The sequence below is a fragment of the Cypionkella sp. genome (assembly GCF_036782355.1).
In the GTDB taxonomy this organism is placed as follows: domain Bacteria; phylum Pseudomonadota; class Alphaproteobacteria; order Rhodobacterales; family Rhodobacteraceae; genus Cypionkella.
Genome location: NZ_DAIPZF010000015.1, coordinates 13,797 through 33,394 on the forward strand (window position 1 = coordinate 13,797; position 19,598 = coordinate 33,394).

Sequence of the window (19,598 nt, forward strand, 5' to 3'; positions counted from 1 at the left end):
AGGGCGAAGGGGTCTTTGCTGCCGGTGGGTTTCTCATCAATGGCCCAAAAGCCGGTGAGGGTGTCGAGTTTGTCGGCCAGCGCCACGGCGACGGAAACCGGATCGGTTGGCACGCTGTCGGTGGGGCCGAGGGGGGAGTAGTGGTCGCGGGCGGCCAGCGCCACAGCCTCGGGCAGGTTGGCTGCACGGGCGTAATACATGCCCATCAGGCCTTGGAGTTCGGGGAATTCACCGACCATGGCCGAGCGCAGATCGGCTTTGGCAAGGCGGGCGGCCTGTTCGGCGAGGTCGGCGTCGGCACCGACCAAGGGGGCGATTTCGCGCGCAAGGGCGGCGATGCGGGCGATGCGGTCGGACTGGCTGCCAAGTTTGTTGTGGAAGGTGACGGCGTTCAGGCCATCAAGCCATTCGGTCATGCCGGCGCGGGCCACGCGCAGATCGTTTTCCCAGAAGAATTTCGCATCTGACAGCCGCGCCGACAGCACCTTTTGGTTGCCGGCAAGGATGGTGGCGCCGTGGTCGGCGGGTTCGGTATTGGCGACGGTGACAAAGCCTTCGATGCGGCCGGTTTTGGGGTTGCGCGTCGAGAAGAACTTTTGATGTTCGCGCATCGAGGTTTGCAGCACCTCGGGTGGCAGCGCCAAAAAGGCGTCGTCGATGCGGCCCATCAGCGGCACCGGCCATTCGACAAGGCCTGCGACTTCGGTCAGCAATTTGTCATCGGCGACAAGTTCCATGCCCGCGGCGAAGGCAAGGTTCTGCGCGCCTTGCAGGATGGCGGCCTCGCGCTCGGCACTGTCAAGCACGACATGGGCGCGTTTGAGTTTGCCGGCGTAGTCGTCAAAGCTGGTGACAGAAAAGCGGTTTGGCGCCAGAAAGCGGTGGCCTGCGGTGGTGTTGCTGGTCTGCAGACCGTCAAGCGTCAGCGGCACGATGTCGGTGCCGCCCTCGTCTGACAGGATGCAGAGGATCGAATGCAGCGGGCGGACCCAGCGCAGCGAGCCTGTGCCCCAGCGCATGGATTTCGGCCAAGGGAAGCTGCGGATTGTGCGCTCTAGCACCTCGGCGATGATCTGGGGTGCGGCGCGACCGGGCTTTTCGATCACGGCATAAAGCGTCTCGCCCTTTTTGTCGGCGCGGCGTTCCAGCTGATCAAGCGTCAGGCCCGTGGCGCGCAAAAAGCCGTCGATGGCGGCCGCAGGGGCGCTGGCGCTGGGGCCTTTGCGCTCTTCGCGCGTGGGGGTCGAGTGTTGACTTAGGCCTTCGATCGACAGGGTCAGGCGGCGCGGGGTCGAGAAGGCGCCCGCCGAAGCATAGGTCAAACCCGCCTCGACCAAGCCATTGGTGATCAAGGATTTCAGGTCTTCGCGCGCGCGCAGTTGCATGCGGGCGGGGATTTCTTCGGAGAAGAGTTCGATCAGCAGGTCGGACATTTATTGAACCTCGGCTCCGGGGTGAATTTGGTGCCATGCATAGGCGCGGCCATCGGGAAAGACGGCGACAACGCGGTCAACAGAAGGGGCGATGTTGGATTGCGACAGAAAGGCGAGGGCTTCGCCATTTTCCAGCGCGGCGCCGATTTTGGCGGCATCAAAGCAGTCAAACCACGAGGGCGCGATCAGCGGCACAGCGCCTTGATAGGCCTGATAGGTCTCGCTTAGCATGGCTTGGGTCAGCGGCGTGTGGAAACAGGCGCGAAACCGCAGCGGCGAGCTGTCGGCGTCGATGCCTTCGACACCTTCGGCCAAGATCGCTTCGGGCTGGCCCGAGCTGATCAGGGTCAAGGCGATTTCGGCCCCCGGCTTGAACACGGCCTTGGTGTAATAGGCGTATTCTTGCAGGTAATACATCGCAACGCCCGCGACGGCCCCGACGATCACGATAAACCCCGCGACAAGTTTGCCATTCACTGGGCCACCTCGGCATCGCGGCCCGCTTCGGTCAGCCGGAAGGCATCGGCGCATTTCTTGGCCAATGCACGCACACGGCCGATATAGGCTTGGCGTTCGGTCACAGAAATCACGCCGCGTGCGTCAAGCAGGTTGAACAGATGGCTGGCCTTGATGGTTTGGTCATAGGCCGGATGCGCCATGATGATGGTCTTGCCGGTCTTTGGATCAAGCGGCGGGAAATCCAGCAGGCGCTGGCACTCGGCCTCGGCATCCTCGAAATGGCGCAACAGCTGCGCGGTATCAGCGCCGTCAAAGTTGTGGCGCGAATATTCTTCTTCGGTCTGGCGGAAAATATCGCCGTAGGTCAGCGCGATTGGCGACTGTGGGTTGTTGAAGGGCATGTCCATCACATGATCAACGCCCAAAACATACATCGCAAGCCGTTCCAGCCCATAGGTCAGCTCGCCCGAAACCGGATGGCAATCATGGCCGCCAACTTGTTGGAAATAGGTGAACTGCGACACTTCCATGCCGTCGCACCAAACCTCCCAGCCCAAGCCCCAAGCGCCCAGCGTTGGGCTTTCCCAGTCATCTTCGACAAAGCGGATGTCATGCAGGCTGGCGTCAATGCCAATCGCGGCCAGCGAGCCCAAGTAGAGGTCTTGCATATCGGGTGGCGAAGGTTTGATGATAACCTGATACTGGTAGTAATGCTGCAAACGGTTGGGGTTTTCACCGTAGCGGCCATCGGTGGGGCGGCGCGAGGGTTGCACATAGGCCGCAGCCCATGGCTTGGAACCCAAGCTGCGCAGCGTGGTCGCGGGGTGGAAGGTGCCTGCCCCGACCTCCATGTCATAGGGTTGCAAAATCGCGCAGCCCTTATCGGCCCAATAGTTTTGCAACCGCAGGATAATTTCCTGAAAGCTTTGTGGTGCTTTGGATGCGTGCGCCATACCAGACCTCTTGAAATGCAGCCTTTCCATAGGCAAGACAGAGCCAAGGGTCAATGCGGCGCAGCTGATTGCAGACAAAAGCGGGTGCAACTTTCTGTGGCTTTGGTTAGGTTTGCGTCAAAGTGGCTGCGGCGCAAAGAAAAAGATGGACGTATTTATGATATTTCGAGTTTTGACCCTAGTGTTTTTGACCCTTTTTGGCGGCCTTATGCCAGCCCTTGCCCAGCAGCAAGCTTGGCTGCAAGTCGAGGCTTTGCCGACGCTGCGCGCCGCGCAAGATCGGGCGCAGGCCTACGCGGGCACGATGCCTGACGTTGCTGGATTTCAGATTGCCGCGGGATGGTATGCCGTGACCTTGGGCCCTTATGCTCCAGCAGAGGCGGCGGGCAAGCTGTCAGAGTTCAGACGGCAAGGCCTGATCCCGCGTGACAGTTTCATCACCGACGGCAGCCGCCATCAGCAGCAGTTCTGGCCAGTGGGTCAGGCCAGCGTCCTCCTAGAAACCGCGCCGCAAGCCATGGCAGCCCCCGAGGCCGAAGCCAATGTAGTGGCCGCGCCCGCACCCGAGGTCGAAATCGAAATCGAAATCGATGTCGAGACCTTGGCCCAAGCGCAGGCAACCGAGGCCGCGCTGTCGCGCGATGATCGCAAAGAACTGCAACAGGCGCTGGCCTGGTACGGGTTTTATGCGGGCAAGATCGACGGCTCTTTTGGAGCAGGGACGCGTGGCGCGATTGCGGCTTGGCAGCAAAATGCGGGGCTCGAGCCAACAGGCGTTCTCTCGACCCTGCAACGCGGCCGCCTCAGCGGCGATCATCAGGCCGAGTTGGCGGGCTTTGGCTTTGAATATATGGCCGAAGCCGAGGCAGGTGTCGCTATGACCCTGCCAATGGCGATGCTGCAATTTGACCACTACGAACCGCCCTTCGTGCATTTCAGCGCCAAAAATGGATCTGATCTGCGGGTGATCCTCATCTCGGAACCCGGCGATAAAGCGACGCTGTTCGGGCTTTATGATATCTTGCAAACGCTGGAAGTGGTGCCAGCAGACGGCGCGCGCAGCAGAGGCGAGCGCAGCTTCAGCATCAACGCTGCCTCGGATAGCGTGGAAAGCTATGCCTATGCCGAGCTGAAAGACGGCGCGGTCAAGGGCTATCTGGTGGTGTGGAAGCCAGCAGATGCGGCGCGGATGGCGCGGATTTTGCCGCTGATGCAGGCCAGCTTTGCCTCGACCGGCGCCAAGGCGCTGGACCCGGGCCTTGTGCCACTGGACGACACCGCGCGCGCAGGCCTGCTGTCGGGGCTGGAGGTAAAGATGCCCAAGCTGTCACGCTCGGGCTTTTATGTCGATGCCAAGGGCGATGTCGTGACAACGATTGAAGCCGTGGCGCAATGCGCGCGGGTGACGATTGACACCGACACCGAGGCCGCAGTTCTGGCGCAAGATGCAAGTTCGGGCTTGGCGATCCTGCGCCCCAAACAGGCCCTAGCCCCCGAGGTCTTTGCCCACCTGCAAGCGGGCCCATCCCGCGCGGGCGCGCAGATTTCCGTCGCGGGTTATTCCTATGAAGGCAAGCTGCCAGCACCCGTTCTGACGCTGGGCAGTTTGGCCGAAACCGTGGGGCTGAATGGCGAGGCGGGTGTCGCGCGTCTAAGCCTGCCCTTGCTGCCCGGCGATGCGGGCGGGCCGGTGCTGGATGCGACAGGGTCGGTGATTGGCATGGTTTTGGCGGGGGTGAAAACCGGGGCCAAAGTCTTGCCCGAAGGCGTGGCCTTTGCCGTGCAAGCCCCAGCGATTGCCCAAGCCCTGCTGGCGGCAGGGATTTCAGCGCAGATGAGCGATATGTCCGAGATTGCCACGCCTGACGCTTTGTCTGCCGCAGGCATGGGCATGACGGTGCTGGTGTCTTGCTGGGATTAAAGCCTTGATCGGGCGGGGATAACCCCGCCCAGATCTTTTAGCCAACATGATAAAGGCTGGCGAAAAGTTTGGGGTCCAATGAGGTCGCCGCAAAGGTTTCGCCAACCGTCAGCACCGAGACCGCATCATGGCTGTGCAGGCTTTCTTGATGGCTGGCCACAACCCGAAAATCGCCAATGCGGGGATCGGATTGCAAGGCCGCACAGAAACTGCGCGCCGCATCCTCGACAAAGATCGGATTGGCGGCGTTCAGCTCGGCAAAGGCCTGCTCGTCTTCGCGTTTCACCATGACTTGGGTTTCGGTTGGCACCGCAGAGCGCGCCAGTTCGATCAGGTCTTCAAACCACAGGCAGGTGTCGCCCTGAACCTGCACCGAAATCCGCGCCACCGAGCGTTGCGAATGCGGCGTCGCCATTTGCCCACGGGTTTGGCGCGCATGTTCCGAGAGCTCGAGCGAGCAAGGGCAGGTCGAGGAATAGACGAAATCAAGGTGCATGATCCGCGTGCGCAGGCCTGCCACATCGACCAATTCCAAAGCGATGTCGTAATACTGCCAGCCCGACAGCCCCGAACGCAGCGAGCCGACCTTCATCGGAAAGGAAAAGCGCATCTGAATGCGGGCGTCAAAAGACCCAAGGTTGGTCAGGTAATCTTCCAGCGCGTGTTCAATCACGCCAAACGAGAAATCACGTTCCGCATGCGCATAAAACGACCGCATGATCCGGCTCATGTTGATGCCTTTTTTCTCGGCTTCAAGGCTGACTGTGCCCGTGACCGAGGTTTCCAGCGTCAGCGGGCCATTGTCGCGGGTGCGATAGTTGATCGGCAGACGAAAGTTTGAAATGCCAACGTGCTGGATGGTCTGCTTGGCGCCCACGATCAGGCTGGCAGGGCCGTTTTGCAGGTCGGGCATGCTGTCTTTGTAAATGTCATCAGCGATAAAATCGCTGGGATATTCGCGCGACATCACCGGATAGCCGCCGCCCACCAAGGCACCCGCTTCGGGCGCCAGCGCCACAATCTCTGCATCAGAGGCGCGCGCAGCCCAAAGCCGCAGGGTGGCCAAAGCCGCCTCTGCCTCTTCCCGACCGGGATTATAATCGCGATCCGTCATATGAATGTTCATGGCAGCGCCCCCAAAGGTTGCAGACCTTCAATATAGGGGAAGCAGCCCCCTAACCCAAGCCTTACCGAACGGATACGCGGCAAAGACGACATTGGATTAAAGCTGGGTGAATTTATCTTTAGATTTCACGCTGCATGCGAAAATTTTCAATCGCTTGCCCGTGGCGCTGCACGCTTTGGCGGGCAAGGGTTTGCCAGCCTTTGCCCGCGAAAAACCCCTGCGCGGCAAGACTTGATTCGGTGGTTAACAGCCGCAGCCCCAAGCCCTGCGCATGGGTCAGCACGGCTTGATGCAGCAGGCTTGCCACACCGCGACGCTGTTGCGCGGGCGCCACAAAGGCCAGATCCAGATAGCCATCAGCCCGCAAAGCCATAAATCCCACAGGCTGCGGATCACAGGCGACAAAGCAGATAAGCCCTGTCAGCCGCGCCGTCCAAACCGCGGCCGAAGGGCGCTGCGGGGCCCAAGCTTGCAACTGTGCTGTGGCATAATAGGGCGCGGCCCCAATGCGAACCGCGTCATAAAAGATCTGCGCCAGGGCATCGGCATCTTCTGGCTGATAGGCCCTAACGATCATGCCAAGGCGGCGGTCAGCTCTGCAATCAAATCGCCCGCATCTTCCAAGCCAACCGAAAGCCGGATCAGCCCGCCGGTGATGCCCAGCGCGTCTTTTTGCGGCTGCGGCAGACGCTGATGCGTGGTGGTGGCGGGATGGGTGGCAATGGTTTTGGCGTCGCCCAGATTGTTCGAAATCTTGATGATGTCCAAAGCGTTGCAGAATTTGAATGCAGCCTCTTTGCCGCCCTTGATCTCAAAAGCCACCAAAGTGCCGCCCGACCCCATCTGCGCCATCGCCAGCGCATGCTGCGGGTGCGAGGCAAGGCCGGGGTAGATTACCTTGGCCACGGCGGGGTTTTGCTCCAGCGCTTGGGCGATTTTCAGCGCCGAATCTGCCATCGCACGGCAGCGCAGATCCAGCGTTGCCATGCCGTTCAGCATGATCCAAGCGGTAAAGGGGCTCATCGCGGCGCCGGTGTGCTTTAGATAAGGTTCGGCCACCTTGCGGATAAAGTCCTTGCTGCCACAGATCACCCCGCCCAAGGCCCGCCCCTGCCCGTCGACATGTTTGGTGGTGGAATAGACAATCACATCCGCGCCCTGCTCGACCGCGCGGGAAAAGATCGGGGTGGCAAAGACGTTATCCACCACAACCAGCGCGCCATTGGCATGGGCAATCTCGGCCACCGCCTTGATATCCACCAGTTGCAGCGTCGGGTTCGACATCGATTCGAAAAACACCGCCTTGGTCGCCGGCGTGATGGCAGCGCGCCATTGGTCCAGATCTTCGCCGTCGACAAAGCTGACATGCACGCCGTAGCGGGTCAGCACCTCTTCCAGAATATACAGGCACGAGCCAAACAGCGCCCGCGACGACACCACATGATCGCCCGCCCGCAGCATCGACGTCAACGCACCATTCACCGCCGCCATGCCCGAAGCCGTGGCAAAGGCATCTTCGCAACCCTCGAGTGCCGCAATACGGTCTTCGAACATGCGGGTGGTCGGGTTGCCATAGCGGGCATAGATGAACTCATCCTCGCCCGCCTGCACAAAGCGCGATTCGGCGGATTCAGCGGTAGGATAGGCAAAGCCCTGGGTCAAAAAGATCGCCTCGGCCATCTCGCCATATTGGCTGCGGCGCGAACCCTCGTGCACAAGCTTGGTGCGCGTTTTCCAGTCTTTTGTCATCCTGCCAGCCCTTATAAACAAAGAAAAACCCCGAAACCAAAGGGCTTCGGGGCAAGGGCCCTGACCCTTTTAGCGGAATGTTTAACGTGGCCCGCAATCTGGTATCAAAGCGCCACAGGCGAGCGATAGCGCGACGCCGTGCAAAGGTCAACGCCGTCTTGCGCCAGCTTCAGGCCTGATCCTTGATGCCGTAACGGTCAAGCACCTTGGCCTGCGCCATGAAAAACCCAAACATCGCCAGCGTCAGACCAAAGGTTTTAAAGGTCACCCAAGTCTCGGTGGAAAAAATCCGCCAGACCAGCTCGTTGGTCAGCGCCAGCGCGAAAAAGAAGCCGCACAACCTGCGGGTCAGGATCATCCAGCCCTCGGGCTGCAAGGGCAGCGCCTCTTCCATCACCAGTTTCAGGTAGGATTGGCCGCGCAGCAGGCCAAAACCCAGCACGCCGCCGAAAGCAAGATAAAGCAGGGTCGGCTTCATTTTGATAAAGTGATCGTCGTTGAAATAAACCGACAGCCCCCCCATCACCACGACCAAGACCAAGGTCATCAGCTGCATTTTCGAGATGGTGCCCGTCAGACGCCACAAAATACCGGTCGAGACCACGATCATCAGTACAAACAACGCCGTCATCACGATAAAGCCGGAATAGTCGGTGCCAAAGATGCTAAAGCTGCGATCTTTGAAAAAGCGAAAGCCCGCGAAGAACAAGACAATCGGGCCAAGTTCCAGACCGAGTTTCAGCGAGGTCGAGATTTTCTGCGTGCTCATCAGCCTGCCATTTCCATTACCACTGCGCCCAGCGCAATTAGCCCCATCAACAGGGCACGCGCCAGCCCTACCTTTTCCTTTAGCAAAAGCCAGCCGATCAGGGCTGCAAAAACCGTCGAGGTTTCGCGCAAGACCGCGGCCTCGCCAACGCGATCAAGCCGTGTCGCCAGCATGATCGAGCCGAAAGAGAAAAACGCCACAAAGGCCCCCAGCAGCCCACGTTTGAACAGCGGGATCAGATCAGGCCCTGCCGTGGCGCGCAGGCGTTTGAGCGAGATCAGCGGCATGGTGAAGCAGTCGATCAGAAAGAACCAAGCCAGAAAGGTAAAGGGGTTGGCGGTGGCGCGAATGCCCCAAGCGTCATAGGTGGTATAGGCCGCGACCAAGGCGCCGGTTAGCACCGCAAAGCCCAAGGCCGAGATCAGCGTGTCACGTTCCAGCGTCAGGTTGCGCATGTTGTAAAGCGCAAGGCCAAAGATGCCAGAGGTCAGCAGCCCGACGCCAAACCATTGCAGCGGCTGGTAGTGTTCGGCAAAGACCACGCCTGCGACCAGCACGGTGAACAAAGGCCCGGTGCCGCGCACCACCGGATAGACCACCGTATAGGCGCCGCGGGTATAGGTCATGGCTTGCAGCACTTTATAGCCGCTGTGGATGACCCAAGCGCCGGCAAAGATCGCCCACATATGTGGCTCGGGCCAAGGCACCACAAAGAGCGCAAAGGGCAAAGCCATCAGCCCATAGCAGATATCAATTGCAGCGCGGGTCAGCCAAGGGTCGTGTCGGCCCTTTTGCAGCGCGCCGAAAAGGGCGTGCAAGATGGCCGCCAAAAGCGCGAGGCCAAGGGCGACATGGCGGCCCTGAAGCGTGCCTTCGATGGAAATCAGCCAGTTTGCCATAATGCCTTTTCGCGGTGTCTGGGGCTAAGGCCGGGGGTTTCACACCCCCGGACCCCCGTGGGATATTGAGGCCAAGATGAAAGGCTTAGTCGATTTGACCGACAAGTGCTCGGGCGAAATCTGCGGGATCGAAGGGCGAGAGGTCTTCGATTTGCTCGCCCAGACCGATGGCATGGATTGGCAGGCCAAATTTATCGGCCAAAGCCACCAGCACGCCGCCCTTGGCGGTGCCGTCGAGTTTGGTCATCACAAGGCCGGAGACATCAGCGATTTTGCGGAAAATCTCGACTTGGTTCAGCGCGTTCTGACCAGTGGTGGCATCCAGCACCAGCAGGGTATTATGCGGCGCTGCGGGATCGACCTTGCGGATGACGCGGACGATTTTGGAGAGTTCCTCCATCAGGTCTTGGCGATTTTGCAGGCGGCCTGCGGTGTCGATCAGCAAGAGATCCGCGCCCTCGGCACGCGCGCGGGTGAAGGCGTCAAAGGCCAGCGAGGCGGGATCAGAGCCCTCGGGGGCGGTCAGCACCGGCACGCCGGCGCGGCTGCCCCAGACTTGCAGCTGTTCTACTGCGGCGGCGCGAAAGGTATCGCCTGCGGCAATGACCACGGATTTTCCGGCGGCTTTGAACTGCGAGGCGAGCTTGCCGATGGTGGTGGTTTTGCCCGAGCCATTGACCCCGACCACCAGCACCACTTGCGGTTTTTGCGGGTAAAGCGGCAGCGGTTTGGCAACCGGCGTCATGATGCGGGTGATTTCATCGGCCAAGGCGCTGCGCAATTCGGCGGTCGAGATGCGTTTGCCAAAGCGGCCCTCGGCGATATTGGCCGCAAGGCGGGTGGCGGTTTGCACGCCCATGTCGGCGGCGATCAGCACCTCTTCCAGGCTTTCCAGCATGGCGTCGTCCATCACCCGGCGCGGCGCTTCGGCACTGGGGATCAGCCGGGCCAGCAGACCGGATTTTTCCGGCGCGGCGGCGGTTTGATCGGGCGCTGCGATCAAAGCATCGAGGCCTTCGCCCAGCTTGTCGGACGAGCGGAACATCCGGTCTTTCAGCTTTTTGAAAAAGGACATGGGCTCTCCGGTCGCAGGGGTTTCTTTTCACCTAGTCAATTGCGCGGCTTATGGGAAGGCCTGAGGGTGCTGGCAGAATGGAAAACTGATGCTAGATTGGGCGGATGATGGGTAAAACGTTTGGTCTGTTTCCGGTGGTCTTTGCTGTGGCGACGCTGGCGCCGCTGGCTTTGTTTGCGCTTGCGATTTGGGCAGGCGGGCTTTGGGCTGCGGCGGGCCTGATTTATATGACGGTCTTGGCCGCAGGGCTGGACCGTATGGCAGCCTTTGGCACGGGGCAGGCGGATGCGCCCGAGGCGGCAGAGTTTCCCGCCGCAGACCTGCTGTTGGTGGCTTTGGCTTGTGGCGCGGTTTTGCTGATGCCGGCAACGGTTTGGGCGCTGACAGGGTCCGAGCTTTCGCTGCCCGCCAAGACTGCGCTGTTTTTTGGCACCGGGCTGTGGCTGGGGCAGGTGGCGAATGCAACCGCGCATGAATTGATCCACCGTGGCAACCGCTGGCTGTTTCGTCTGGGGGCTGCGGTCTATTGCCTGTTGCTGTTTGGGCACCATACCTCGGCGCATCGCTTGGTGCATCACCGCCATGCCGCCAGCCTTGACGACCCCAATACCGCCCGCGCTGGGGAGGGGTATTATCGGTTCTTCCTGCGGGCTTGGGTCGGCAGTTTTGCCAAGGGTTGGGCGGCTGAAACCGAATTGCGCGCCCGCGGCAAGGCGGGGATGCATCCTTATCTGGTGTATGTCATGGCGGCCTCGGCCTGCCTCGGGATGGGGTTTGCGATTGCGGGGATCTGGGGGCTGATGGCTTGGGCGGCTTTGGCCTTGCACGCGCAGGCGCAGCTGATGCTGTCGGATTATGTGCAGCATTATGGCTTGATGCGGGCGCGCCGCGCCGATGGGCGGTTAGAGCCGGTGGGAATTGCGCACAGCTGGAACGCGCCGCAGTGGTTTTCCAGCGCCTATATGCTGAACGCGCCGCGCCATTCGGACCATCACGCGCATCCCGCCCGACCCTATCCCGCGCTGCGCTTGCCTGCGCCCGAAGCGGCACCCCGATTGCCCTGGTCGCTGCCGCTGGCCTGCATGATAGCATTGGCACCGCCGTTATGGCGGCGCGCGATCGCGCCGCGTCTGGCGGCTTGGCGCAAGCCCGCCTGAGCCTTGCTGCGGGGCTGGTTTTTTAAGCCAAAACGCGGCAATCTGCGCGCAGATGGAGGTTGTGATGCGCCCTGCCCTGCTTGGCCTTTGTGCCCTGATTGCCCTGCCGCTTGCGGCACAAGACCTTGGCCTGCCAGTGACGGGGCCGGAATTCGATGCCTATGTCACCGGCCGGACGCTGACCTACGCCGCGGCTGGCCAGATTTACGGCACCGAGGCATATCTCCCTGGACGTCGGGTGATCTGGGCCTTTACCCAAGACCAATGCCGCGAGGGCTATTGGTACGCCCAAGATGCGCAGATTTGCTTTGTCTACGAAGACCCAAGTGCGCCACAGTGCTGGTTGTTTTTCAAAGGTGCCAAGGGCTTGCAGGCGCAATTCTTGGGCTCTGACGGCATCGATACCCTGTCAGAGGTGGCGCAATCCTCAGAGCCGCTGCGCTGCTTGGGGCCAGAGGTGGGCGTTTAGAACAGGCTGCCCTGATCAGGACCTTCGGATTTGCTGCGCTTTACGACAGGCTTGGCATAGCCCAAGCGACCATCGGCAAATTCAATTTCCAAGCTGACGGCTGCTTCGGCGGCGGCTTTGGAGGTGACGACATGGCCATCGCCGCGCACGACGGCATAACCACGCTTCAACGTCTCGGCATAGCCCAATGTGCTGCGGATGCGGTCAAGCGCGTCAAGCCGCTGGCGCAACCGATCATAGCGCTGCGCAGGCGCGGTTTGCAGGCGGGCATCCAGCTGCGCAAGTGCCGTGCGGCCCTCGGCAGTTTTGCGGGCTGCATCTGCGATCAGCCGCAACAGCGCAGGCGCAAGCCGGTTTGACAGATTGGCCGCGCGGTCGGCATGGCGTTCAAGCCTGCGCCTCTGTGCAGCAGACAGCCGGTCGGCTTGGGTCTGCATCCGCTCGCCCTTATGCGCAATCAGCGTCAGCAGCGCCGCAGGCCGCAACCGCGCTGCGGTTGCCGCAAAGCCCGCGCGTTTGCGCGTCGCCGCCATGCTCAGCGCGCCGGCCAAGCGCAGGCTGGCGGCATCATAGCGCTGGTTTGGCTGGGCCAGCAGGCTTTCCAGCCGAGGCAAGGCGCGGGCCAGATCGCGCAGACGCTGGCCGCGCAGGCTGATGCCCTGCGCCAAGCCCCGCGCTTGCCGCGCGCCCAAGGCCTCCAGCGCCGCCACCAGATCCAGCCGCACCGGCACCGCAAGCTCTGCCGCAGCCGTCGGCGTCGGCGCGCGCAGATCGGCGGCATAGTCGATCAGCGTGGTATCGGTCTCGTGCCCCACCGCCGAGATCAGCGGGATGCGGCTGGCCGCCACCGCCCGCACCACGATCTCTTCGTTAAAGCCCCACAGGTCTTCCAGACTGCCACCACCGCGCGCCACAATAATCAGATCGGGGCGCGGAATTGCCCCCCCCGGTTCAATCGCATTGAACCCGCGAATGGCGGCGGCAACCTCTGCCGCGCAGGCCTGACCCTGCACCGCCACCGGCCAGATCAGCACATGGCGCGCAAAGCGGTCGCGCAGCCGGTGCAAAATATCACGAATCACCGCACCCGAAGGCGAGGTCACCACCCCGATCACCTGCGGCAAATAGGGGATCGGCTGCTTGCGGGCAGGGTCAAACAGCCCCTCTGCGCCCAAAGCCGCCTTGCGCTTTTCCAGCATCGCCATCAGCGCGCCAGCCCCGGCGGGTGCTACATCTTCGACAATCAGCTGATATTTCGACTGACCGGGAAAGGTGGTCATGCGGCCAGTGGCGATGACCTCCATCCCCTCTTCGGGGCGGGTCTGCATCTTGGCGACCTGACCCTTCCAAGACACCGCATCAAGACTGGCGCGATCATCCTTCAGCGCGAAATACAAATGCCCCGAAGCTGGCCGCGACACCCGCCCCACTTCGCCGCGCACCCGCACCAGACCAAATTCGCCCTCGATCACCTTTTTCACAGCACCCGACAGCTCCGAGACCGAAAACTCGGGCGCATTCGACACCAGCGGCCCGTCTTCAAATAGATCACTCATCTGCTGCTGCCCCTGTTGCTCCCGCATCAGCCTAACCAAGCCCGCCGCCAAGGGCCAGAGCCAAGGCGCCGCCGATGCGAGCTTTGCTTGCCTCGCGGGCGGCATGTGCCTATGAGGCGCAAAGCAAAGTTCAAAGGGGACGCCGATGAATATTCTGATCCTTGGCAGTGGCGGGCGCGAACATGCGCTGGCTTGGGCGGTGAAACAAAACCCGAAAACCGATCGCCTGATCGTGGCTCCGGGCAATGCAGGCATCGCTATGCTGGCCGAATGCGCCGATCTTGACCCCCTGAACGCCGCCGAGGTGGTGGGGTTTTGCGAAGATAACGCGATTGATTTCGTGATCATCGGCCCCGAAGCCCCGCTGGCCGCAGGCGTCGCCGATGCCACCCGCGCCGCAGGGATCCTGACCTTTGGCCCCAGCGCCCAAGCCGCCCAACTCGAAGCCAGCAAGGGCTTTACCAAAGCCATCTGCGACGCCTGCGGCGCCCCCACCGCCGCCTATGCCCGCTTTGATGCCGCAGAGCCTGCCAAAGCCTATATCCGCAAAATGGGCGCGCCGATCGTGGTCAAGGCCGACGGTCTGGCCGCCGGCAAAGGCGTCATCGTGGCGATGACCGAAGCCGAGGCTCTGGCCGCCATTGACGATATGTTCGGCGGCGAATTCGGTGCCGCCGGCGCCGAGGTGGTGATCGAAGAATTCATGACCGGCGAAGAAGCCTCATTCTTCGTGCTGACCGATGGCGTCAACGCCCTGCCCATCGGCACCGCCCAAGATCATAAACGTGTGGGCGATGGCGACACCGGCCCCAATACCGGCGGCATGGGCGCCTATTCGCCCGCACCGGTGCTGACCGATGCCATCGCCGACCGGGCGATGCGCGAAATCATCCTGCCCACCATCGCCGAAATGGCCCGCCGCGGCACCCCCTACCAAGGCGTGCTCTACGCCGGCTTGATGATCAAAGACGGTCAAGGCCGCCTTGTCGAATACAACGCCCGCTTTGGCGATCCCGAAACCCAAGTGCTGATGCTGCGCCTTGGCGCCCAAGCGCTCGACCTTCTGCTCGCCTGCGCCGAAGGCCGGCTTGACCGCACCCAGGTCAATTGGGCGCAAGACCATGCGCTCACCGTGGTGATGGCCGCCAAGGGCTATCCCGCCGCCTATCAAAAAGGCTCGGTGATCAAGGGCCTTGATCACATCGCCGCCACCAGCCAGCAGATGGTCTTCCACGCCGGCACCGCCGAAAAAGACGGCCAAATCTGCGCAAACGGCGGCCGCGTGCTCAATATCACCGCCCGCGCCGCCACTCTGGCCGAGGCCCGCGCCCGCGCCTATGCGATGATCGACCAACTCGATTGGCCCGAAGGCTTCTGCCGCTCAGACATCGGCTGGCGCGCGCTTTAACCGCCCGCCGCTTTCATCTTGGCCCAAATATCCCCGCCGGAGGCCCCCCAGTCCCGCCGCAGCAACGCTTCAAAGTTTTGCGCATCACAGGCCCTTGCACAGCTGCGGTCCGCCGCATAAAGAAGCCGCGACGAAAGCCCTTAAATTCCTTGGCGGAGGGGAACGGATGCCTGTTCTCGTGATGAAATTCGGCGGCACCTCGGTGGCCGACCTGGCGCGCATCGAAAATGCCGCGCAAAAGGTAAAGGCCGAGGTGGCGCGTGGCTATGACGTGATCGTCATCGTCTCGGCGATGTCGGGCGAAACCAACAAGATGGTTGGCTTTGTCGAGGGCACCTCCAAGCTTTACGACGCGCGCGAATATGACGCCGTGGTCTCCAGCGGTGAAAATGTCACCGCAGGTCTGATGGCGCTGCGCTTGCAGGAAATGGATATCCCCGCGCGCAGCTGGCAAGGCTGGCAAGTGCCGATCAACACCACCTCGGCGCATAGCTCGGCGCGGTTTGTCTCCATCCCGCGCGACAATATCGAAGCCAAGTTCAAAGAAGGCTTCAAGGTCGCCGTGGTTGCAGGCTTTCAAGGCGTTTCGGCCGAAGGCCGCATCACCACGCTGGGCCGTGGCGGCTCTGACACCACCGCCGTGGCCTTTGCCGCCGCCTTTGACGCCGAACGCTGCGACATCTACACCGACGTGGACGGCATCTATACCACCGATCCGCGCATTACCTCAAAGGCGCGCAAACTTGACCGCATCGCCTTTGAAGAGATGCTCGAGCTGGCATCTTTGGGCGCGAAAGTGCTGCAAACCCGCTCGGTTGAACTTGCGATGCGCTATAAGGTGCGGCTGCGGGTGCTGTCCTCTTTCGAGGAAACCGACGAGAATTCTGGAACCTTGGTCTGCGACGAGGATGAGCTGATGGAATCGAAAGTTGTCTCGGGCGTGGCCTATAGCCGCGACGAAGCGAAAATGACCCTTGTCACCGTCGAGGACCGCCCCGGCGTCGCCTCGGCCATTTTTGGCCCCTTGGCCGAAGCCGGCGTGAACGTCGATATGATCGTGCAGAACATCTCGGAAAAAGATGTCGGCGATCGCACGGTTGCGGTGACCGATATGACCTTCTCTTGCCCGGTCAATCAGGTGGCGCGCGCCCAAAAGGCGATGGAAGAAGCCCGCGCCTCGGGCGTGATCAGCTATGACGATCTGGTGGTCGATACCGAAGTCGCCAAGGTCTCGGTGGTTGGCATCGGCATGCGTTCGCATGCGGGCGTTGCGGCCAAGATGTTCGCAGCCCTCTCAAAAGAAAACGTCAACATCAAAGTGATCGGCACCTCCGAGATCAAGATTTCGGTGTTGATCGACCGCAAATATATGGAGCTTGCGGTGCAGGCGCTTCATGACGCTTTCGGGCTGGAAAAAGCCTAAAACCCGATCTTTCTTTGAAAAACCGCCCAACAGCCCCCTGTTGGGCGGTTTTTTGTTGCCTAGCGCGCCAAGCGCAGCGCGCGGTGGCCTCGGTTTCTGCGATGGTGGATCGATTTGGCGCGATAAAGATCGGCATCGGCAAGGGCGATGGCGGCATCCATATCTTGCCCCGCCTCTAGCACAGAAAGCCCAAAGCTTGCCGAAAGCCCGATTGCCGCCGCCCCGCTTCCCACCGTGCAGGCGGTAATCTCCATCGCGATCGAACGGGCACGGGCATGAATTTGCGCCTGTTCTAGCCTTGCGAAAAACGCCAAGAACTCATCCCCACCCAAACGGCACAGATAATCCTGCGGCCCCAGATGCTGCCGTGCCGCCTGCGCCACCTGCACCAAGGCAAGGTCGCCCGCCGCATGGCCAAGCGTGTCGTTAATGCGCTTGAAGTCATTCATATCAAAAATCAAAAACGCACCGCGCAGATTTGGTTGCGCCGCGATTTGCGCAAAGAACCGTGCCCGCGTCAGCGCGTCGGTCAGAAAATCATAAGAGGCGATCTGTTCCAGCTTTTGCGAGGCCAGCGTCAGCTGCATCAGCTTTAGCCCCATCAGATAGCTCAGACAAAACCCCAAACCCAGCACTTGGATCAAGTTCAGCACAATCGACCTTTGATCTATCTGGCGGTCCAGCAGCGCGCCATTGATCAGCGTCGTTACCGCCGCCATCGTACAGGCCAGCGTCACTGCCAGCACCATCACCCTTTGCCGTGAAACCAGCCGTGGCATCATGCGCGCGCCCTCTCTTGCAGCCGCCATCCCCCAGCGCCAGTCTAGCGCAAAAGCCTTAACAGCCGGTGCAAAGCCCAGAGCCACGCTTTAGCGGCTTTTGCCCACTCCCCTTTGCCGTATAACTCGCCTATAGAGGGTCTAATGACCTGACTGGATCAAGCAATGCCCGCAGAACGCACAGACAGCGACAGCCGCAAACTTCTCCGCCGCCTGCGGGATGTTTTGGGCACCAAGGCGCAGGGGCAGGACCGGCTGGATCAGATCACCCATCTGATCGCCGATTCCATCGGCACCGAAGTCTGCAGCATCTATCTGTTTCGCGACGGAGACACACTGGAACTTTGCGCGACCGAGGGCCTGAAAAAAGCCGCCGTGCATATGACGCGGATGAAGCTGGGTGAAGGGCTGGTGGGCCGTGTCGCCAAAACCGGCCTGCCAATCAACACCGCCGACGCGCCCAGCGAAAAAGGCTTTCGCTATATGCCCGAAACCGGCGAAGAGCTGTTTTCGTCTTTCCTTGGCGTGCCGATTCAACGCGTCAGCGAAAAGCTGGGCGTGCTGGTGGTGCAATCGAAAGACGCGCGCGCCTATTCCGAAGACGAGATCTACGCGCTGGAAATCGTCGCTATGGTGCTTGCCGAAATGGCCGAGCTGGGGGCCTTTGCCTCGGACGGCGAAAGCGTCGGCGCGCTGCACCGCCAACCGGTGCTGTTTCGCGGCTCGACCGGCCAAGAGGGGGCTTGCGAAGGCCGCGTCTGGCTGCACGAACCCCGCGTGGTGGTGACCAATCCCGTCGCCGACGACCCATTGTTCGAGATGGACCGCATTCGCGAAGCCGTGGGGGTGCTGCGCGTCTCGGTCGATGATCTGCTGGCAGCCGAAAGCCTGGACAAAGAGCAAAAGGCGGTGCTCGAAGCCTACCGGATGTTCGCCCATTCCCGCGGCTGGCTGCGCCGGATGGAAGAAGACATCGCCTCGGGCCTCTCGGCCGAAGCTGCGGTGGAAAAAGAACAATCCGCCGCGCGCTCGCGTCTGGAACAGGTGCCCGACGCCTATCTGCGCGAAAGGCTGCAAGATCTTGACGATCTGTCGAACCGCCTGCTGCGCATTCTGACCGGCCAAGGCAAGGATACCGGCGCGCAAATGCCGGAAAATCCGGTGCTGGTGGCGCGCAACATCGGGCCTGCGGAATTGCTGGAATACGGCCGCAAGCTGAAAGGCGTGGTGCTGGAAGAAGGCTCGGTCGGCAGCCATGCCGCAATCGTGGCGCGCGCGCTGTCGATCCCGATGGTGATCCATGCCGAAAAGATCACCCACGAGGCGCTGAACGGCAATGCGATCTTGGTCGATGGCGATCAAGGTGTGGTGCATCTGCGCCCCGAAGACACCGTGGCGCGCTCCTTCCGCGACAAAATCGCCATGCAGGCCAAGGCGATGCAGCGCTACAGCTCGCTGCGCGATCTGCCCGCAATCACCCGCGACGGCGTTCGGATCGGCTTGCAAATGAACGCAGGGCTGATGGCCGACCTGCCCTCGCTCGAAGGCTCGGGCGCTGAAGGCGTCGGGCTGTTTCGCACCGAATTGCAGTTTCTGGTGCGCAACCATATGCCGCGCCGCGACGAATTGGCTGTGCTTTACAAACGCGTGATCGAGGCCGCCAAGGGCCGCCCCGTCGCCTTCCGCACCCTTGATATCGGCTCGGATAAAGTCCTGCCCTATATGAAACCCCAAGACGAGCCGAACCCCGCCATGGGCTGGCGCGCCATCCGCGTCGGTCTCGACAAACCCGGCGTGCTGCGGATGCAGCTGCAAGCCCTGATCCGCGCCTCGGCCGGCAGACCCTTGTCGGTGATGTTCCCCTTTGTCAGCGAACATGGCGAATTTCTCGAATCGCGCAGCCATATGCTGCGCGAATTGCACCGCGAAAAAAGCCTCGGCCATCCGGTCCCCGAACGGCTGGAAATCGGCGCGATGCTGGAAACCCCTTCGCTCGCCTATGCCCCCGATGCGTTTTTCGAGATGGCCGATTTCATCTCCATCGGCGGCAATGACCTCAAACAGTTCTTCTTTGCGGCTGACCGCGAAAATGAACGCGTGCGCAAACGCTACGACACGCTGAACGCCTCTTTCCTGACCTTCTTGCAATTCATCGTGGCGCGCTGTGCCGCCTCCAACACCCGCCTGTCATTTTGCGGCGAAGACGCTGGCCGCCCGATCGAAGCCGTGGCCTTTGCCGCCATCGGCCTGCGGCACCTCTCGATGCGCCCCGCCTCGATCGGTCCGGTGAAAGAACTGCTGCGCAAGATCGACCTCGCCGAAGCCCGCAGCGTGATCGAAACCGCCCGCAGCGCCGGCGCCGGAACCATCCGCCCCGCCCTCACCGATTGGCTGGCAAAACAAGGCATCTAAGCCCGCCGCC

General features: G+C 61.5%; 17 protein-coding genes and 1 riboswitch. Of the genes, 6 read left to right on the forward strand and 11 right to left on the reverse strand.

The genetic code is table 11. The features are described 5' to 3' along the window. The 3 genes from glyS to V7Q10_RS07620 all read right to left on the reverse strand — a co-directional run. On the reverse strand, positions 1 to 1,433 hold a 1,433-nt coding region (glyS, locus tag V7Q10_RS07610), incomplete at its 3' end, for a glycine--tRNA ligase subunit beta (RefSeq protein WP_333868473.1). Further along, the gene (locus tag V7Q10_RS07615) at positions 1,434 to 1,910 is read right to left on the reverse strand and encodes a DUF6446 family protein (RefSeq protein ID WP_333868474.1); all 477 of its coding nucleotides are present in this window, start codon (positions 1,908 to 1,910) and stop codon (positions 1,434 to 1,436) included. After that, positions 1,907 to 2,845 (reverse strand): glycine--tRNA ligase subunit alpha, encoded by a 939-nt coding sequence (locus V7Q10_RS07620; protein WP_333868475.1) that lies wholly within the window; start codon positions 2,843 to 2,845, stop codon positions 1,907 to 1,909. Before V7Q10_RS07620 ends, V7Q10_RS07615 begins: the two co-directional genes overlap by 4 nt. Positions 2,846 to 3,053: 208 nt before the next feature. Here V7Q10_RS07620 and V7Q10_RS07625 point away from each other — a divergent pair, with 208 nt between their 5' ends. After that, on the forward strand, positions 3,054 to 4,766 hold the full coding sequence (locus V7Q10_RS07625) for a serine protease (RefSeq protein ID WP_333868476.1): 1,713 nt from the start codon (positions 3,054 to 3,056) through the stop codon (positions 4,764 to 4,766). Between the two features lie 37 nt (positions 4,767 to 4,803). Here V7Q10_RS07625 and folE2 read toward each other — a convergent pair whose 3' ends face one another. The 6 genes from folE2 to ftsY form a co-directional block, all read right to left on the reverse strand. Then, positions 4,804 to 5,892: a GTP cyclohydrolase FolE2 gene (folE2, locus tag V7Q10_RS07630; RefSeq protein WP_333868477.1), complete on the reverse strand. Its 1,089-nt coding sequence runs from the start codon at positions 5,890 to 5,892 to the stop codon at positions 4,804 to 4,806. Between the two features lie 118 nt (positions 5,893 to 6,010). Further along, complete coding sequence (locus V7Q10_RS07635) at positions 6,011 to 6,469, reverse strand: GNAT family N-acetyltransferase (protein ID WP_333868478.1); 459 nt, start codon at positions 6,467 to 6,469, stop codon at positions 6,011 to 6,013. After that, a complete protein-coding gene (gene metZ / locus V7Q10_RS07640) occupies positions 6,466 to 7,641 on the reverse strand; it encodes an O-succinylhomoserine sulfhydrylase (protein WP_333868479.1) in 1,176 nt (391 codons plus the stop codon). Before metZ ends, V7Q10_RS07635 begins: the two co-directional genes overlap by 4 nt. 48 nt (positions 7,642 to 7,689) lie before the next feature. Beyond that, positions 7,690 to 7,767, reverse strand: a riboswitch (SAM riboswitch). A gap of 43 nt (positions 7,768 to 7,810) precedes the next feature. After that, complete coding sequence (locus tag V7Q10_RS07645; RefSeq protein WP_333868480.1) at positions 7,811 to 8,410, reverse strand: inner membrane-spanning protein YciB; 600 nt, start codon at positions 8,408 to 8,410, stop codon at positions 7,811 to 7,813. Further along, positions 8,410 to 9,309, reverse strand: a complete 900-nt coding sequence (locus V7Q10_RS07650; protein ID WP_333868481.1) for a DMT family transporter — start codon at positions 9,307 to 9,309, stop codon at positions 8,410 to 8,412. Before V7Q10_RS07650 ends, V7Q10_RS07645 begins: the two co-directional genes overlap by 1 nt. An 85-nt stretch (positions 9,310 to 9,394) precedes the next feature. Continuing rightward, a complete protein-coding gene (gene ftsY, locus V7Q10_RS07655) occupies positions 9,395 to 10,384 on the reverse strand; it encodes a signal recognition particle-docking protein FtsY (RefSeq protein ID WP_333868482.1) in 990 nt (329 codons plus the stop codon). A gap of 104 nt (positions 10,385 to 10,488) precedes the next feature. Here ftsY and V7Q10_RS07660 point away from each other — a divergent pair, with 104 nt between their 5' ends. Further along, complete coding sequence (locus V7Q10_RS07660; protein WP_333868483.1) at positions 10,489 to 11,541, forward strand: alkane 1-monooxygenase; 1,053 nt, start codon at positions 10,489 to 10,491, stop codon at positions 11,539 to 11,541. 64 nt (positions 11,542 to 11,605) lie between these two features. Further along, positions 11,606 to 12,010 carry a hypothetical protein gene (locus V7Q10_RS07665; protein ID WP_333868484.1) on the forward strand — a complete coding sequence of 135 codons (405 nt, stop codon included), beginning with the start codon at positions 11,606 to 11,608 and terminating at the stop codon, positions 12,008 to 12,010. On the opposite strand, the gene xseA is transcribed toward V7Q10_RS07665, so the two are convergent. Next, entirely contained in the window at positions 12,007 to 13,566 is a 1,560-nt protein-coding gene (gene xseA, locus V7Q10_RS07670; RefSeq protein WP_333868485.1) for an exodeoxyribonuclease VII large subunit, read from the reverse strand. The two genes, V7Q10_RS07665 and xseA, sit on opposite strands and share 4 nt — an antisense overlap. Positions 13,567 to 13,711: 145 nt before the next feature. On the opposite strand from xseA, the gene purD reads away from it, so the two are divergent. Then, positions 13,712 to 14,974 carry a phosphoribosylamine--glycine ligase gene (gene purD, locus V7Q10_RS07675; RefSeq protein ID WP_333868486.1) on the forward strand — a complete coding sequence of 421 codons (1,263 nt, stop codon included), beginning with the start codon at positions 13,712 to 13,714 and terminating at the stop codon, positions 14,972 to 14,974. A 166-nt stretch (positions 14,975 to 15,140) separates the two neighbouring features. After that, entirely contained in the window at positions 15,141 to 16,397 is a 1,257-nt protein-coding gene (locus V7Q10_RS07680; RefSeq protein ID WP_333868487.1) for an aspartate kinase, read from the forward strand. 59 nt (positions 16,398 to 16,456) lie between these two features. On the opposite strand, the gene V7Q10_RS07685 is transcribed toward V7Q10_RS07680, so the two are convergent. Beyond that, positions 16,457 to 17,179 (reverse strand): GGDEF domain-containing protein, encoded by a 723-nt coding sequence (locus V7Q10_RS07685; protein ID WP_333868488.1) that lies wholly within the window; start codon positions 17,177 to 17,179, stop codon positions 16,457 to 16,459. A 162-nt stretch (positions 17,180 to 17,341) separates the two neighbouring features. Here V7Q10_RS07685 and ptsP point away from each other — a divergent pair, with 162 nt between their 5' ends. Then, entirely contained in the window at positions 17,342 to 19,588 is a 2,247-nt protein-coding gene (gene ptsP / locus V7Q10_RS07690; RefSeq protein ID WP_333868489.1) for a phosphoenolpyruvate--protein phosphotransferase, read from the forward strand. Positions 19,589 to 19,598 lie beyond the last annotated feature (10 nt).

What these genes read in the sequence shown, in the direction of transcription:
- V7Q10_RS07625 (WP_333868476.1), top strand. Translation starts at nt 3,054, where the DNA reads ATGCCAGCCCTTGCCCAGCAGCAAGCTTGGCTGCAAGTCGAGGCTTTG.
- V7Q10_RS07680 (WP_333868487.1), top strand. Translation starts at nt 15,141, where the DNA reads ATGCCTGTTCTCGTGATGAAATTCGGCGGCACCTCGGTGGCCGACCTG.
- V7Q10_RS07645 (WP_333868480.1), bottom strand. Translation starts at nt 8,410, where the DNA reads ATGAGCACGCAGAAAATCTCGACCTCGCTGAAACTCGGTCTGGAACTT.
- V7Q10_RS07685 (WP_333868488.1), bottom strand. Translation starts at nt 17,179, where the DNA reads ATGATGCCACGGCTGGTTTCACGGCAAAGGGTGATGGTGCTGGCAGTG.
- purD (WP_333868486.1), top strand. Translation starts at nt 13,712, where the DNA reads ATGAATATTCTGATCCTTGGCAGTGGCGGGCGCGAACATGCGCTGGCT.
- V7Q10_RS07620 (WP_333868475.1), bottom strand. Translation starts at nt 2,845, where the DNA reads ATGGCGCACGCATCCAAAGCACCACAAAGCTTTCAGGAAATTATCCTG.
- V7Q10_RS07635 (WP_333868478.1), bottom strand. Translation starts at nt 6,469, where the DNA reads ATGATCGTTAGGGCCTATCAGCCAGAAGATGCCGATGCCCTGGCGCAG.
- ftsY (WP_333868482.1), bottom strand. Translation starts at nt 10,384, where the DNA reads ATGTCCTTTTTCAAAAAGCTGAAAGACCGGATGTTCCGCTCGTCCGAC.
- xseA (WP_333868485.1), bottom strand. Translation starts at nt 13,566, where the DNA reads ATGAGTGATCTATTTGAAGACGGGCCGCTGGTGTCGAATGCGCCCGAG.
- metZ (WP_333868479.1), bottom strand. Translation starts at nt 7,641, where the DNA reads ATGACAAAAGACTGGAAAACGCGCACCAAGCTTGTGCACGAGGGTTCG.
- V7Q10_RS07660 (WP_333868483.1), top strand. Translation starts at nt 10,489, where the DNA reads ATGATGGGTAAAACGTTTGGTCTGTTTCCGGTGGTCTTTGCTGTGGCG.
- V7Q10_RS07650 (WP_333868481.1), bottom strand. Translation starts at nt 9,309, where the DNA reads ATGGCAAACTGGCTGATTTCCATCGAAGGCACGCTTCAGGGCCGCCAT.
- ptsP (WP_333868489.1), top strand. Translation starts at nt 17,342, where the DNA reads ATGCCCGCAGAACGCACAGACAGCGACAGCCGCAAACTTCTCCGCCGC.
- V7Q10_RS07665 (WP_333868484.1), top strand. Translation starts at nt 11,606, where the DNA reads ATGCGCCCTGCCCTGCTTGGCCTTTGTGCCCTGATTGCCCTGCCGCTT.
- folE2 (WP_333868477.1), bottom strand. Translation starts at nt 5,892, where the DNA reads ATGAACATTCATATGACGGATCGCGATTATAATCCCGGTCGGGAAGAG.